Source organism: Chryseobacterium sp. MP_3.2, assembly GCF_035984805.1.
GTDB lineage: Bacteria > Bacteroidota > Bacteroidia > Flavobacteriales > Weeksellaceae > Kaistella.
In genome coordinates this window covers 315,660-329,143 of record NZ_JAXCHW010000001.1, presented here as the reverse complement: position 1 = coordinate 329,143, position 13,484 = coordinate 315,660, and the positions used below count along the sequence as shown (strand labels likewise).

Sequence of the window (13,484 nt, the reverse complement as noted above, 5' to 3'; positions counted from 1 at the left end):
AAATGTTAGTAAGAACTTTAGATTTTATTTTGAACTTCAATGGATTCTTCGTGAATCGCTTTAAAAACCTTTTCTATAAATTCTGGTGACATTCCAGTTTCATCAGCTTTTTGATTCGCATATTCTGTGATCACTTTCCATCTTTCTGGTTGAAAAATAGCGATACTGTTGTCTTTTTTCAAAGTTCCAATCTTCTCTGAAATTTTCATTCTTTGAGAGAGTAATTCAATCAAGTTAAAATCTAGATCAGAAATTAAAGTACGGTGGCGCCCCATTTCATCATCGAAGACAGAAATATCTGAGTTTCTTATTTGTAAATTTCCGATTAAATCTGCTAAAACTTCAGGTGTAATTTGTTGGGAAGCATCACTCCACGCTTCATCTGGGTTGCAATGACTTTCTATAATCATTCCTTCATAACCAACATTTAAACCTTCTTGCGCAACGGCTGCCAAGTTAGTTCTGTTGCCACAAATGTGAGATGGATCTACCAACATGGGAATATTAGGAAATTGGTTTTTAAAATCTAAAGCGATTTGCCAATTTGGAATATTTCTGTATTTCGTTTTTTGATACGTAGAAAAACCTCTGTGAATAACCCCTAAGTTGGTTACATTTTGTCCAATTAGCCTTTCTAAAGCTCCAATCCATAATGCTAAATCGGGATTGACTGGGTTTTTTACCAAGACAGGTTTGTCTGTGCCTTTTAATGCTTCTGCAATTTCTTGAATGGTAAAAGGATTAACGGTAGAGCGGGCTCCAATCCAAAGAATATCTACATCTGCCTCTAAAGCTGCGGCAACGTGATGCGCGTTTGCAACTTCGGTAGCCGTTTTAAAACCATATTCTTCTTTAACCTTCTTTAACCAGTTTAAACCAATTACTCCTACTCCTTCGAAACCGTTTGGTTTTGTTCGGGGTTTCCAGATTCCTGCGCGAAAAATGGGAACATCAGCATTTGATTCTTTTATTCTTCTTGCAGTTTCTAGCATTTGAGATTCACTTTCTGCGCTGCATGGTCCTGCAATAATAAGTGGTGTGGGAAATTCTTTAACCCAATTATTTTCTAAATTCTTTAATTCCATCTAGGATTTTACTTTGTTAATTTTAAGGGGAAATATATTTTGATTTAGCTCAAATCAAATTTGAATAGATCATCTAAATCCTTTAATACAGGATTTATCTCTACAAATTTATCAAAAATCTTTCGTTTTGTTACAATTTCTTTTTTTAAGGAAACATCATTTTTAAATTCTACGGCTAGATTGAAATGATTGACCTTGTGCATGAAATGATTGAAAAATTCTCCGCGAATTTTATCAAATTCTTGCCGCGCTGAATCAGAGGGAAAAGTAACCTCTACCGTGTTTTCATCTTTTTTTCTGAGTTTAAAAAAACTAATCGCATTGTAAATAAGACTGTTTTTTTTCTGCAAATCTTTTAAAAAAATCTCCCACTCCTTTTGCAAATCAGTCTCGGTAAAATGATTGCTGGGTAAAACTTCATTTTCCACAGCAGTTTCTACTTTCTCAGCCTCTTCAGTTTTGTTTAAAGCCGCATGGATGCTGAACTTAGAAGGAATTTTCTGCGTAGAAATGGGTTTCGCAGTAATCAAAACTGGTTTTTCCAACGCTACAGGTGGCTCTTTAACTTCAGTTTTTTCGGGAAGTGAAGGTTGAGTTTTCTCTATAATTTTCGCAACTTCATGAAGAAGCGGTGCTAAAATCAGAAACTTTTTTTTTTAGGAGCTGCCTCATTAGCAGTTAAAGATGAGAGTTGCATTAGAGCAATTTCTACTGTTAAACGAGGGTTTTTAGAATTCTTATAATGAATGTCTGCATGGTTGCAAATTTCAATCGCATCAATTAATTGTTGAGCGTTCCACTTTTTGCTTTGGGCAGAAAACTTTTCTTTGGTCTTGTCGCCAACTTCGATTAAACTCAATGTTTGAGGGTTTTGCGCCATCATTAAATCTCGGAAATGATTTCCTAAACCTGCAATAAAAATATGAGAGTCGAATCCTTTTTTCACAATTTCATTGAAGGCAAATAAAACGTCAGGGATTTTATTCACTTCTGCAAGATCAACAATATTTAAATATTGGTCATAATCCAAAATATTTAAAACTTCAGCGGCTTTTTCTACGGTGATATTTTTCTGCGTAAAAGTGGAAAGACGATCAAAAATTGAAAGGGCATCTCTTAAAGCCCCATCCGCTTTTTGGGCGACTAAAAATAAGGCATCGTCCTCATATTTGATATTTTCTTTATCCGCAATTTTCTTTAGATGAAGTTGAATATCTTCGATAGCAATCCTCTTGAAATCATAAATCTGACATCTTGATAAGATTGTAGGAATGATTTTATGCTTCTCTGTGGTTGCCAAGATAAAAATGGCATGTGCAGGAGGTTCTTCTAAAGTTTTTAAAAATGCATTGAAGGCATTGGAGGACAACATGTGAACCTCATCAATAATATAAATTTTGTACTTGCCGACTTGTGGCGCGAAACGAACTTGGTCCGTCAATTCCCTAATGTCTTCTACAGAATTATTAGAGGCGGCATCTAATTCGAAAATATTGTACGCAAAACCATCGTCCGAGGTAGAGCCATCACGCTCATTCAATTTTCTTGCTAAAATCCGGGCGCAGGTTGTTTTTCCAACTCCTCTTGGTCCGCAGAACAAGAGCGCTTGAGCCATTTGATTTTCTTCAATGGCATGTTCCAAAGTATCGGTAATGTGGTTTTGCCCAACAACAGTATCAAACTCTTGCGGACGGTATTTTCTAGCAGAAACCACGAAATTTTCCATTGGGTCAAAAATAGGTAAATTAATGAGAAAATAAAATTTTTGCCCCGCTTTATTCGAGGTTAATTGCTTAAAAAAGGGAAGCAAAAAGAGATTTTGATTTTAAAAAAAATTCCCAAAAAATTAATTTTGGGAACAGTTGATTTTATATAAAATGGTATCTAATTAATTTTCCCTTCTTCTAAAATTTCTTTATTTTGATATTCTTGAACCAAATCAATCGCATTAGAAACTACATCGCTTAATGCCGTGATAAAGGTCCCTTCTTCCGCCATACTCATGGCATGTTTTAAGGCTTCAATTTCTTTTGGAATACTTTCATAACTTACATCTCGCCCAGATTCATGGATACCGGAAATGATTAATCCATTAATGTCTTCTTCAGTTCTGCCGCGCAAATGCTTTTCATTTCGGATGATGATATAATCAAACATTCTACCCGCAATTTTTCCACATTCTTTGATGTCTTCATCTCGGCGATCACCCACCCCAGAAATAATTCCGATTTTTTTAGTAGCATCCACGTTTTTCAAATAATCTTCTATGGCTTCATAACCAGCAGGATTATGCGCGAAATCAATTAAAACATGGAATTTTTTGAATTTGAATATATTTAATCTTCCAGGTGTTAAAATAGCACTTGGAATAAAAGTTCGCATGGAATTGGCGATATCTTCAATTTCAAAGCCATGTAAATACGTTGCTAAACTGGCTGCCAAAACATTCGAAATCATGAAGCGTGCTTTGCCTTCCATGGTGATGGGAATATTGTTCGCTTTTGCAATTCTAATTTTCCAGTCTCCTCTTTTTATGGTAACAAATCCTTCTTCGTAAACACACGTAATTTTACCTTCTTTCGCAAATTTTACAATATGTGGATTATTTTCGTCTAAGCTGAAGAGTGCAATTTTAGAATCTAAATCGGGCATTAACCTCATTGAGTATTCATCATCTGCATTTAAAACGCACCAACCGTCTTTTTTTACGGCGTCTAAAACTACTCGCTTAACTTTAGTCAAATCTTTTAAGTTATGAATGTCATTCATGCCTAAGTGATCCTCTTTAATGTTCGTTAAAACACCAATATCACAATAGGAATAACCTAAACCTGATCGAAGAATTCCACCTCTTGCGGTTTCTAACACTGCAAATTCTACGGTTGGATCTTTCAATATAAACTCCGCGGAAATTGGACCAGTAGTATCACCTTTTGTCAGCATGGTGCTCTGAATATAAATTCCGTCAGATGTAGTAAATCCTACTCTGTAGCCATTATTTTTTACAATGTGAGCAATTAAACGTGTTGTGGTAGTTTTTCCATTTGTACCTGTTACCGCAATTATTGGAATTCTAAATGGTTTTCCCGGCGGATAAAGCATATCAACAACTGGAGCTGCAACATTTCTCGGCAAACCTTCACTTGGTGCAAGATGCATTCTGAAACCGGGCGCTGCATTCACTTCTAAAATCGCCCCTCCACTTTCTTTTAAAGGTTGCGTTAGATTTTCTGCCATGATATCGATTCCACAAACATCTAATCCCACAATTTTTGAAATCCGCTCACACATGGTGACGTTTTCTGGGTGAATTAAATCTGTTACATCAATGGAAGTTCCACCAGTTGAAAGATTAGCGGTAGACTTTAAATAAACAATTTCTCCGCGTTGAGGAATGTTTTCTAAAGTATAATTTAATTTTTCTAAAAGCTCGTTTGTATCCTTATCTACTAAGATTTCCGTTAAAACATTTTCATGTCCGTATCCTCTTCTTGGGTCTAAATTTTCTTTGGTAATCAATTCCATGATGGTCATTTCACCATCTCCCACAATATGTGCCGGAACTCTTCTAGCCGCCGCCGTCATTTTGTGATTAATGACTAAAACCCGAAAATCATAGCCTGTAATATATTTTTCTACAATTACTCTGGGACCATAATTTTGCGCATGAATTAATCCTTCTTTAGCCGTTTCCCAATCTTTAACATTAATGGAGGCACCTTTACCATGGTTACCGTCCAAAGGTTTCAAAACAATTGGGTATCCAATTTTGTTAATTACCCTTTGTAAATTTTCTTCATCACTTACCAAATCACCTGTAGGTACGGGGATTGCAGCATCATCAAGCATTTTTTTGGTCAGTTCTTTATTGCACGCAATATCTACGGCAATGGAACTTGTTTTCCCCGTAATTGTTGCTTGAAAACGTTGCTGATGAACACCGTAACCTAGTTGAACCAATGAGTTTTTACCTAATCTTATCCAAGGAATATTTCTTGCCACCGCTTCTTCTACAATGCTTCCTGTAGAGGGACCCAACCGTTCCCGTTCCCGCATTTCCCGCAGCGTTTGCACACATAAATTCACATCATAATCTTGACCATTGATAAGGCATTGCGCCATTTCAACAGATTGTTCTGCAGCATATACTCCAGAATTCTCTTCGATGTAACTGAAAACTACATTGTAAATTCCAGGTGTTTTTGTTTCTCTAGTGCGTCCGAAACCTGCATCCATTCCCGCTAAAGTCTGAATTTCTAAGGCAATATGTTCAATAACATGTCCCATCCAAGTTCCCATCTCTACACGCTGAAAAAATCCACCTTCTACTCCCTCCGAGCAGCGATGCGTTATTAAAGAGGGAATTAAACGCTCCAAATTTTCTCGGAAACCCTCAATCTTATTGGTAGGTAAATGTTCAACTTCTTCCAAATCAAGACGCATCTGAATTAATTTTCTGCGACGAATGCTCCAAATATTTGGACCTTTTAGAACCTGTATTTTTTCAATTTTCATATTATTCTCTGGTAAATTGCGTTGGTAATTCTTAGTATTTAAAATCAAAGATAAAAGAAATGCTCAATAATTAATAATATTTCACCGAAATAAGTAGAGCCTAAATAATTTTGAATCATCCATATTTATCAATTCTATCCAATATTTCAAAAAGAAAGTCAATGCCCATAGATAATTTTTTTAAATTTGCAGCGTATGAGACCAGTAGGAAAATTAATGATTATCGGCGGAGCCGTGAATAAAGGCAGTTTTGCAGAAACCGATTACGATCAGAATGTAGAAAAAAATCTCAATTTCTTTGAACGCGGTATTTTGCGTAAAATCATAGACGAATCTAGATTAAAAGAAAATTCTGTAATTGAAATTATAACTACCGCCTCCCAAATCCCCCAAATTGTTGGACCAGAATATAAAAAAGCCTTGGAGTTTTTAGGAGCGAAGAATGTGAATATTTTGGATATCCAGAATCGAGAACAAGCGAATGGCGACCCTATTTTAGCTCGCGCAAATGCTGCAGACGTAGTGATGTTTACGGGTGGTGATCAACTTCGGCTAACTTCTATTTTGGGCGGAACTCGCTTTCATGATGCTATTTTATTAAAATATCAGGAACAGGATTTTATTTACGCCGGAACTTCTGCGGGTGCTGCTGCAGCTTCTGAAAATATGATTTACCAAGGTTCTAGTCATGAGGCATTACTAAAAGGAGAAATTAAAACCACTCAAGGTTTAGGCTTTATGGAGAACGTCATTGTAGACACGCATTTTGTGCAGCGCGGTAGAATTGGTCGATTATTTCAAGCAGTTGTGAATAATCCAAGAACTTTAGGAATTGGATTAGGTGAAGATACTGGCCTTTACATTGACGGAGATTGTATGACCGCAATCGGATCTGGACTGGTTATTTTGGTTGATGGTCGATTTATTAAAGATACCAATTTGACAAATATTGAATTGGGACAACCCATTTCTATTGATAATTTGATTGTACACGTGATGTCTCAAAATGATTTTTACGATTTGAAAACGAAAGATTTAACCATCGTGAATTCTCAATACAATCCGATTCCGCAGAATCTTTAAACTTTATCATTTTAATTCTCATTTTCGCATAACTATTTGAGTAGTAGATTGCGTCATAAAATTTACCATTTCATGAAAATTATTATCCACGGCGGATTTTTCTCCGAAAGCGATCAGAGCTCGGAAGTTAAAACCGCAAAACAAAATTCCCTAAAAGGGATTGTATCAAAAGGTTTTGATTATTTAAAATCTCACACTGCAGAAGAAACGGTAGTTTACACAGTATCACTTTTGGAAAATGACCAATTGTATAATGCAGGAATTGGCTCTCAAATTCAAAGTGATGGAAAAATCAGAATGAGTGCATCTTTAATGAATGGCGAAACTCAGAAATTTTCTGGCGTCATCAACATCGAAAATGTAAAAAATCCAATTGAAGTTGCGCAGGTTTTAATGAAAGAAGACGACCGTGTTTTGGGCGGAATTGGGGCGAAAAAATATGCTTTGGAATATAACTTTGCAGATTTCTCTACGGAAATTCCACAACGCAGAAAAGAATTTGAAGAAAAATTGAAAACTGGAGGTAAAGGAACGGTTGGTTGTGTTGCACTAGATTCGAATGCAAATTTAGCAGCAGGAACTTCTACGGGTGGAAAAGGTTTTGAAATTGTGGGTAGAATTTCTGATTCTGCGACGGTTGCAGGAAATTTCGCGAACCAATTTTGTGCGGTAAGTTGCACCGGAGTGGGTGAAGATATTGTGAGTAATTCCACTGCGTCGAAAATTGTAATTCGTGTTACGGACGGAATGTCCATTGAAAAAGCTTTTGAAAAAACATTTTCAGAATTAAAAGATATAGACGGATTTGCCGGAGCAATTTCCATTGATAAAGACGGAAATATTTTCCACCAAGATTCGCATCCGACCATGGTTTTTGCCAGTTTTGATGGAGAAAATTTTGAAATCTTTAAATAAAAACTACTTCAAATTCTTGAAGCATTTTTCTTTTAAAAAAAAATGAGAATAAATAATATTTCTTCAATCGCACTTTGCACTGCAGCTAATCTTGCAATCGGAAGTCTAAACGGAGAGCAACGCACGTTTTAATCCCAATTTTTTGCAGAATTTTACGGGCTCTGGATTATCTCCATGTTCACCGTAGATTGCACCTTTTAAATGAGGTTTTACAAAACGACATTTTTCGACGCCAATCTTATTAATTATTCCGCTCCAAAAGGATGATAGGGACATCAATCAATTTTAATAGAACTCAGTTTTTGGAAATGACGTGTAAAGTTTACGCATATTAATACCGCATATTAACCTCAATTAAAAGAATTGCATTATTTTTGATCAAAGGAATCACCAATTAAAAAATCAGTAAACATGAAAAAATTATTTGCAATTGCAATTTTAAGTGCTTTTTTTGTCGCGAGTTGTGCACAGGAAAAAGAAGAAAGAGAAGAATTTAAAGAGGAACATAATGTAGAAAAGAGAAATGCAGGCGTTCCAGAAGCTGCCATGAGTGATTCTACTGATGTAGAAGATGCTGTGGAAGAGGAAACCGATTAATGAAAAAGCGTCAATTGACGCTTTTTTTTAGTACTGAAATAAAACTGAACCCCACGTAAATCCACTTCCGAAAGCGGATAATAAAACAAGGTCATTTTTTTTAATTCTACCTTGTTCTATGGCTTCACTTAATGCGATTGGAATAGAAGCTGCGGTGGTATTTCCAAATTTTTGAATGTTATTGAACACTTTTTCATCTGGCAAATTAAATTTCTTTTGTACAAATTGCGCAATTCTTAAGTTCGCCTGGTGCGGAATAAACATATCCAGATCATCAATTGTCTTTCCGGCAGATTCTAAAGCCTCATTCATTGTTTCTGGGAATCGTGTAACGGCATGTTTGAAGACAAAATTGCCATTCATCACCGGATAGATTTCAGCATCTGTAACACTCTCTGGCTCCAAACGCATTCTATCACTCCAACCGAATTTTGAACCCGGAAATTTAGTACATAATTCATCTGCATATTTTCCTTCAGAATGCATGTTTACAGAAAGTATATCTCCATCTTCTTCCTTGTCTGATGCTGATAAAATTACGGCACCTGCTCCATCACCAAAAATAACCGAAACGCCTCGACCAGCATCAGAAAAATCCAAACCAAAAGAATGAACTTCTGCACCTACGACTAAAATATTCTTGTACATCTTGGACTTGATGAAAGCATTCGCAACACTCATTGCATAAACAAAACCAGAACATTGGTTTCTTACATCCAGCGCACCTATGGTATCACAGCCTAACATTTCTTGCAATAAAACACCGCTACCCGGGAAATAATAATCTGGAGAAAGCGTAGCGAAGATGATGTAATCAATATCCTTAGCCGTGAGATTGGCCATCTTTAGAGCTTTTTCTGAAGCTTTAAAAGCTAAAAAAGCGGTAGTTTCTTCGGAATCATTTCTGTTTTTACGATGATGCCTTTCTTTAATTCCTGTTCTTTCCGTAATCCATTCGTCATTAGTAGTCATTAATTTAGATAAATCATCATTGGTCACTACATTTTCTGGGACGTAATGACCAATTCCTTTTATTGTACTTTTTATCATAAAATCTGTAATTTAAACAAAGATAAATTATATTTGAAACATAATAATAAGTTATTTTTACACTTTCAGAAACTTAAGGAAAATTCTAAAATGCCCATAGAAAATTTATTTAAAAATGACCATTGTGAGTGGCTTGATGTAGAATCCCCTACAGAAATTGATTTGGCATTTCTGCATGAGAAATATCAAATTAATACGCTTTTTTTAGAGGATACCATTGACCCAAATCACCTGCCTAAATTTGAGCAGGATTATTTGCTTAAGTTTTTCTTGATGCGGGAAAATACGGAATTAGAGCGGTCTAATCTCAATACGATCAGTGATATTTCCACAAAATTAGGCGTATTTCTCTTCCCAAATTTAATTATTACGGTACACAGAATGCGGAATAGAAGCGTATATGAATTTCGGAAAGAAATTTTAATTGCAGAAAATAAAGAGTTTACGCCAGATAAAATCGCGCTTCAATTGGCGCTGAAGGTGATGAAATCCTTTGATGATGAATCCCAAAATCTTCTCGAAAAAATGGATCATATTGAAAATGAAATATTTTTAAAGAATACCAACAGCACCCATCAAATCAGAAGATTATTTACACTTAAAAGAAAGTCTGGGCTCAACACTAGAATTCTGAGTATCTCCGCAGATTGGGTAGATAAATTTAAATCTTTGAAGCTAGAAGAAGCCGAGGTTACTGATTTAAAGGATAAACATAAAGATGTAGTTGCTGATTTTGAACATCTTAATGTTCAAATAACCAGTCTCTTTTCGATGTCTTTAGCCTTGAGTGATCAAAAGGCAAATCAAGTAATGAAGGTTCTCGCTATATATTCCATGTATTTTTTTCCAATCACTTTTATTGCCGGCGTTTATGGAATGAATTTCGACAATATCCCAGAACTTCACTATCAATTAAGCTACTTTATAGTTTTGGGAGTTATGGCAGTAATTGCCTTGCTGACTTTTTTCTATGTGCGCAAAAAGCATTGGTAAAAATTTTTACTTTTTAAATGCAGGAATCACCCTATTTTCGGACTCCTTTCCCTTTTATCGACTTTAAGTATTGTTTTTAAGTAACTAACAACCAACTTATTATGAATACTTCACGGACCTCTGCCACAGAAATCGCTCCACTCATTAATTTAATGATCTTCACCAGATTAATGTAAATTATTATGGAAAATTTCTTTGCTCTCATCATTGGTGTCGGCGAAGATTTACCGGCCACTACAGCAGACGCCATTGCAATCAATACGATCCTTTCCGATCCAGAAAATGGCGGTTATCTTCCTGAAAATATAACAATTTTGGTAGAAAAAGATGCGACCAAAGAACATATCATCTCGGCTTTAGATGAGCTCATGTTAAAATCTAAGAGTCAAAAAAATTTTACGGTTATCATTTACTATTCTGGTCATGGCTTGCAAGTTCCAGATGTTGATTCTCCTTCTGAATTTATGTACTACTAAAAAACAAGCGGCTTTGCCCCAAATCAAAAGGAAAGAACCATGTTGAAAGGGTCTGTTTTTTCGGAAAAAATAAATGAAATTAAAGCTGAAAAATTGCTTGTTTTATTGGATTGTTGCCAAATTGGAATAAAAACCTTATTACTTGAATTACTTTTTTGCACTTTTCATATTACCCCTTGTATTTGAATTTTTAGAATTTAGCAAGACTATTAAATTCTAAATTTTCTTATCAAAAAAATATATCGTAATATTGCAATATGAAATGGATAATAATATTTTTTGAAGATGGGAATTACCAAAACTGAACATTTTACAGAAGAGCAAAATGAAATTGCTGTTTTACTTAAAGCCTTGGCTCATCCCGCTAGAATTGCCATTGTAGAATATTTGTTGTCCGTGGACACTTGTATTTGCAATGATATTGTGGCAGAGTTACCATTGGCGCAAGCGACCGTTTCTCAACATTTGAAAGCGTTAAAAAATGCGGGAATAATACAGGGAACTGTGGAAGGACAAGCAATTTGTTATTGTCTAAATCCAGAAACATTTAAAAAAATGGAGGATTTTATCGGTCAAATCTCAAAAAAAATTGAATCTCAAAAAAGCTGTTGCTAATATATTAAATAAAATATCAAGATGGAAACAAACGAGGAGATTAAAGAAATGGTAAAGCAAAAATATTCCGAAATTGCTTTGCAAGACAAAGAAATTAATGCAAGTTCCTGTTGTGGTGCAGGTGGTTGCAGCACCGAAGTTTATAATATAATGTCTGAAGAATATGATGAGCTTCAGGGATACTTAAAGGACGCAGATCTAGGTCTAGGATGCGGATTACCAACTAATTTCGCCAAGATAAAACCAGGAGATACGGTTGTGGATTTAGGTAGTGGTGCTGGAAATGACTGCTTTATTGCTCGTGCAGAAACAGGCGAAGATGGACGCGTTATTGGCATTGATTTTACAGAAGCAATGATTGCAAAAGCAAAGAAAAATGCGCTGCAGCTAGGATATCAAAACGTAGAGTTTAGACAAGGAGATATAGAAAATATTCCAATGACTGCCAATGTTGCGGATGTTGTGGTGAGTAATTGCGTGATGAATTTAGTACCAAACAAACAGAAAGCCTTTTCTGAAGTTTTTAGAATATTAAAACCAACGGGCCACTTTTCAATTTCGGATATTGTTTTGGAGGGAGAATTACCCGAAAAAATTAAAAATGCAGCAGAAATGTATGCAGGATGTGTGGCAAGTGCAATTCAGAAGGACGATTATTTAAACATCATCAAAAATTCTGGATTTAAAAACATGGTAGTTCAGAAAGAAAAAGCCATCATCATTCCAGATGATATTCTAAAAAATTACCTGAATAATGCGGAAATTCAAGACTACAAAAATTCTGATACAAAGATTTTCAGTATCACAGTTTTTGCCGTAAAAAGCGAATCTTGCTGCGCACCAGAATCTGGTTGCTGTTAAATCGGGAAAAATACAAGTCCATCTTTTAAACTGTTAAAACCACTTTTCGGTGGTTTTTTTGTTTAAGATTAGTTATAATATTAATACAATACTTTCTGTATTTTCCATCAGGTAATAATTTCTCTTAAATTTTTTTAAGCGTTAAAACACTGTATTTTTTGCGGTGTTTTAATCATGATTCTAGTCACTTCTAATGATTTTTACAAATTCATTATTTCATGGGATTTTTGACTTTGCTTATGAATCTACATTTGTAAGACAAAACAACCAAAAATTTTTTAATCATGAAAAAATTATTAGCAAGTGCAATCGCACTTATGGCAGTTACTTTTAGTTATGCACAAAATAACCATGATGTAACAACTCAATTAGGTAATCTTAACCGGGCAAACGTTGATCAGCACGGTAAACAGAATTCTGACAAAATCACTCAAAAAGGTAATAGAAATGAAGCAGACGTTTCTCAGTACGGAGAAAAAAATGAAAATGTAACTTGGAGTCAAGGAAATAGAAATGACGAATTAGTTTATCAAAGTGGAAAAAGAAATTCTAATGATACTTGGCAAAAAGGTAATAGAAATGACGCGACTACTAAACAATATGGTAAAGATAACTCTGTAATTCAAAAACAAAAAGGAGATGACAATTCTGTTTATGCAATGCAATGCGGTAACAGAAACTCAATCACACAAGACCAAAATGGAGATGATAACGAGGCAACTTCTACACAATATGGAAATGACAACTCCGCAAAACAAACGCAAAAAGGTGATGATAACAAAGCAATCACCTGGCAAAACGGAGCAGATAATGTGATTACTCAAAGTCAAGATGGTGATGATAACAGTGCTAAAGCAAAACAAACAGGTTATGATAATAAAATTACTCAGAAACAAGTTGGTGATGATAATATATTAATTGCTGAACAAATTGGAGATGATAATACAATCAAACAAACGCAAAGAGGAGATAAAAATTATGCAAAAGATTTGCAAGACGGCTGTGATAATGAGATCATAGTATTGCAAATAGGTGACAAACACGATCATGTTGGAATGCAGATTGGGAATAATAATTCTCAAGATATTTTCCAAACATCAAATAGTAGTGGCGGCGATTCTTGCTGTAACGCACCAGAAATGCCAGACCCAAGATGCTCAGGCTCAGGAGACGGTTGTTAATAGCCTAATCACCTGATATTAATTCACCCTCGGGAGAGACTATTTAATAGTTTCTCCCTTTTATCCAAATATGTAATCATGAAAAATTTTATATTAATACTGCTGTTTTTTAG

Annotated in this window: 14 protein-coding genes; 8 read left to right on the top strand and 6 right to left on the bottom strand. The window is 35.2% G+C overall.

Annotation, left to right across the window (positions count from 1 at the left end; all coding sequences use genetic code 11):
• Window positions 1-17: 17 nt before the first annotated feature.
• The 4 genes from RCH13_RS01525 to cphA all read right to left on the bottom strand — a co-directional run bounded on the left by RCH13_RS01525 (window position 18) and on the right by cphA (window position 5,600).
• Window positions 18-1,085 (bottom strand): chorismate mutase, encoded by a 1,068-nt coding sequence (locus RCH13_RS01525; RefSeq protein ID WP_326985442.1) that lies wholly within the window; start codon window positions 1,083-1,085, stop codon window positions 18-20.
• A 44-nt stretch (window positions 1,086-1,129) separates the two neighbouring features.
• A complete protein-coding gene (locus RCH13_RS01520; protein ID WP_326985441.1) occupies window positions 1,130-1,615 on the bottom strand; it encodes a hypothetical protein in 486 nt (161 codons plus the stop codon).
• A gap of 110 nt (window positions 1,616-1,725) precedes the next feature.
• Window positions 1,726-2,811, bottom strand: coding sequence for a DNA polymerase III subunit gamma/tau (gene dnaX / locus RCH13_RS01515; RefSeq protein WP_326985959.1), 1,086 nt, complete (start codon window positions 2,809-2,811; stop codon window positions 1,726-1,728).
• Between the two features lie 158 nt (window positions 2,812-2,969).
• Window positions 2,970-5,600 carry a cyanophycin synthetase gene (gene cphA / locus RCH13_RS01510; RefSeq protein ID WP_326985440.1) on the bottom strand — a complete coding sequence of 877 codons (2,631 nt, stop codon included), beginning with the start codon at window positions 5,598-5,600 and terminating at the stop codon, window positions 2,970-2,972.
• A gap of 195 nt (window positions 5,601-5,795) precedes the next feature.
• Between cphA and RCH13_RS01505 the strand changes: the two genes are divergently transcribed.
• Together RCH13_RS01505 and RCH13_RS01500 are read left to right on the top strand one after the other, a co-directional pair.
• Window positions 5,796-6,683 (top strand): cyanophycinase, encoded by an 888-nt coding sequence (locus RCH13_RS01505; RefSeq protein WP_326985439.1) that lies wholly within the window; start codon window positions 5,796-5,798, stop codon window positions 6,681-6,683.
• A 72-nt stretch (window positions 6,684-6,755) separates the two neighbouring features.
• The gene (locus tag RCH13_RS01500) at window positions 6,756-7,598 is read left to right on the top strand and encodes an isoaspartyl peptidase/L-asparaginase (RefSeq protein ID WP_326985438.1); all 843 of its coding nucleotides are present in this window, start codon (window positions 6,756-6,758) and stop codon (window positions 7,596-7,598) included.
• Window positions 7,599-7,703: 105 nt separating this feature from the next.
• On the opposite strand, the gene RCH13_RS01495 is transcribed toward RCH13_RS01500, so the two are convergent.
• Window positions 7,704-7,874, bottom strand: a complete 171-nt coding sequence (locus tag RCH13_RS01495) for a hypothetical protein (RefSeq protein WP_326985437.1) — start codon at window positions 7,872-7,874, stop codon at window positions 7,704-7,706.
• A gap of 135 nt (window positions 7,875-8,009) precedes the next feature.
• On the opposite strand from RCH13_RS01495, the gene RCH13_RS01490 reads away from it, so the two are divergent.
• Window positions 8,010-8,195: a hypothetical protein gene (locus tag RCH13_RS01490; RefSeq protein WP_326985436.1), complete on the top strand. Its 186-nt coding sequence runs from the start codon at window positions 8,010-8,012 to the stop codon at window positions 8,193-8,195.
• 27 nt (window positions 8,196-8,222) lie between these two features.
• Here the strand turns inward: RCH13_RS01490 and RCH13_RS01485 are convergent, their stop codons facing one another.
• Window positions 8,223-9,245 (bottom strand): 3-oxoacyl-ACP synthase III family protein, encoded by a 1,023-nt coding sequence (locus RCH13_RS01485; protein ID WP_326985435.1) that lies wholly within the window; start codon window positions 9,243-9,245, stop codon window positions 8,223-8,225.
• A 90-nt stretch (window positions 9,246-9,335) separates the two neighbouring features.
• Here RCH13_RS01485 and RCH13_RS01480 point away from each other — a divergent pair, with 90 nt between their 5' ends.
• The 5 genes from RCH13_RS01480 (at window position 9,336) to RCH13_RS01460 (ending at window position 13,371) form a co-directional block, all read left to right on the top strand.
• Window positions 9,336-10,238, top strand: a complete 903-nt coding sequence (locus tag RCH13_RS01480) for a CorA family divalent cation transporter (protein WP_326985434.1) — start codon at window positions 9,336-9,338, stop codon at window positions 10,236-10,238.
• Between the two features lie 182 nt (window positions 10,239-10,420).
• Window positions 10,421-10,714 carry a caspase family protein gene (locus tag RCH13_RS01475; protein ID WP_326985433.1) on the top strand — a complete coding sequence of 98 codons (294 nt, stop codon included), beginning with the start codon at window positions 10,421-10,423 and terminating at the stop codon, window positions 10,712-10,714.
• 285 nt (window positions 10,715-10,999) lie between these two features.
• Window positions 11,000-11,329, top strand: coding sequence for an ArsR/SmtB family transcription factor (locus RCH13_RS01470; protein WP_326985432.1), 330 nt, complete (start codon window positions 11,000-11,002; stop codon window positions 11,327-11,329).
• 21 nt (window positions 11,330-11,350) lie between these two features.
• A complete protein-coding gene (locus tag RCH13_RS01465; RefSeq protein WP_326985431.1) occupies window positions 11,351-12,190 on the top strand; it encodes an arsenite methyltransferase in 840 nt (279 codons plus the stop codon).
• Between the two features lie 284 nt (window positions 12,191-12,474).
• A complete protein-coding gene (locus tag RCH13_RS01460) occupies window positions 12,475-13,371 on the top strand; it encodes a hypothetical protein (RefSeq protein ID WP_326985430.1) in 897 nt (298 codons plus the stop codon).
• The last annotated feature ends 113 nt before the right edge of the window (window positions 13,372-13,484 follow it).

Excerpts from the sequence above, each read along its gene's own strand:
- RCH13_RS01495 (WP_326985437.1), bottom strand. The coding sequence starts at position 7,874 with ATGTCCCTATCATCCTTTTGGAGCGGAATAATTAATAAGATTGGCGTC.
- RCH13_RS01500 (WP_326985438.1), top strand. The coding sequence starts at position 6,756 with ATGAAAATTATTATCCACGGCGGATTTTTCTCCGAAAGCGATCAGAGC.
- RCH13_RS01475 (WP_326985433.1), top strand. The coding sequence starts at position 10,421 with ATGGAAAATTTCTTTGCTCTCATCATTGGTGTCGGCGAAGATTTACCG.
- dnaX (WP_326985959.1), bottom strand. The coding sequence starts at position 2,811 with ATGGAAAATTTCGTGGTTTCTGCTAGAAAATACCGTCCGCAAGAGTTT.
- RCH13_RS01465 (WP_326985431.1), top strand. The coding sequence starts at position 11,351 with ATGGAAACAAACGAGGAGATTAAAGAAATGGTAAAGCAAAAATATTCC.
- RCH13_RS01470 (WP_326985432.1), top strand. The coding sequence starts at position 11,000 with ATGGGAATTACCAAAACTGAACATTTTACAGAAGAGCAAAATGAAATT.
- RCH13_RS01460 (WP_326985430.1), top strand. The coding sequence starts at position 12,475 with ATGAAAAAATTATTAGCAAGTGCAATCGCACTTATGGCAGTTACTTTT.
- RCH13_RS01525 (WP_326985442.1), bottom strand. The coding sequence starts at position 1,085 with ATGGAATTAAAGAATTTAGAAAATAATTGGGTTAAAGAATTTCCCACA.
- RCH13_RS01490 (WP_326985436.1), top strand. The coding sequence starts at position 8,010 with ATGAAAAAATTATTTGCAATTGCAATTTTAAGTGCTTTTTTTGTCGCG.
- cphA (WP_326985440.1), bottom strand. The coding sequence starts at position 5,600 with ATGAAAATTGAAAAAATACAGGTTCTAAAAGGTCCAAATATTTGGAGC.
- RCH13_RS01480 (WP_326985434.1), top strand. The coding sequence starts at position 9,336 with ATGCCCATAGAAAATTTATTTAAAAATGACCATTGTGAGTGGCTTGAT.
- RCH13_RS01505 (WP_326985439.1), top strand. The coding sequence starts at position 5,796 with ATGAGACCAGTAGGAAAATTAATGATTATCGGCGGAGCCGTGAATAAA.
- RCH13_RS01485 (WP_326985435.1), bottom strand. The coding sequence starts at position 9,245 with ATGATAAAAAGTACAATAAAAGGAATTGGTCATTACGTCCCAGAAAAT.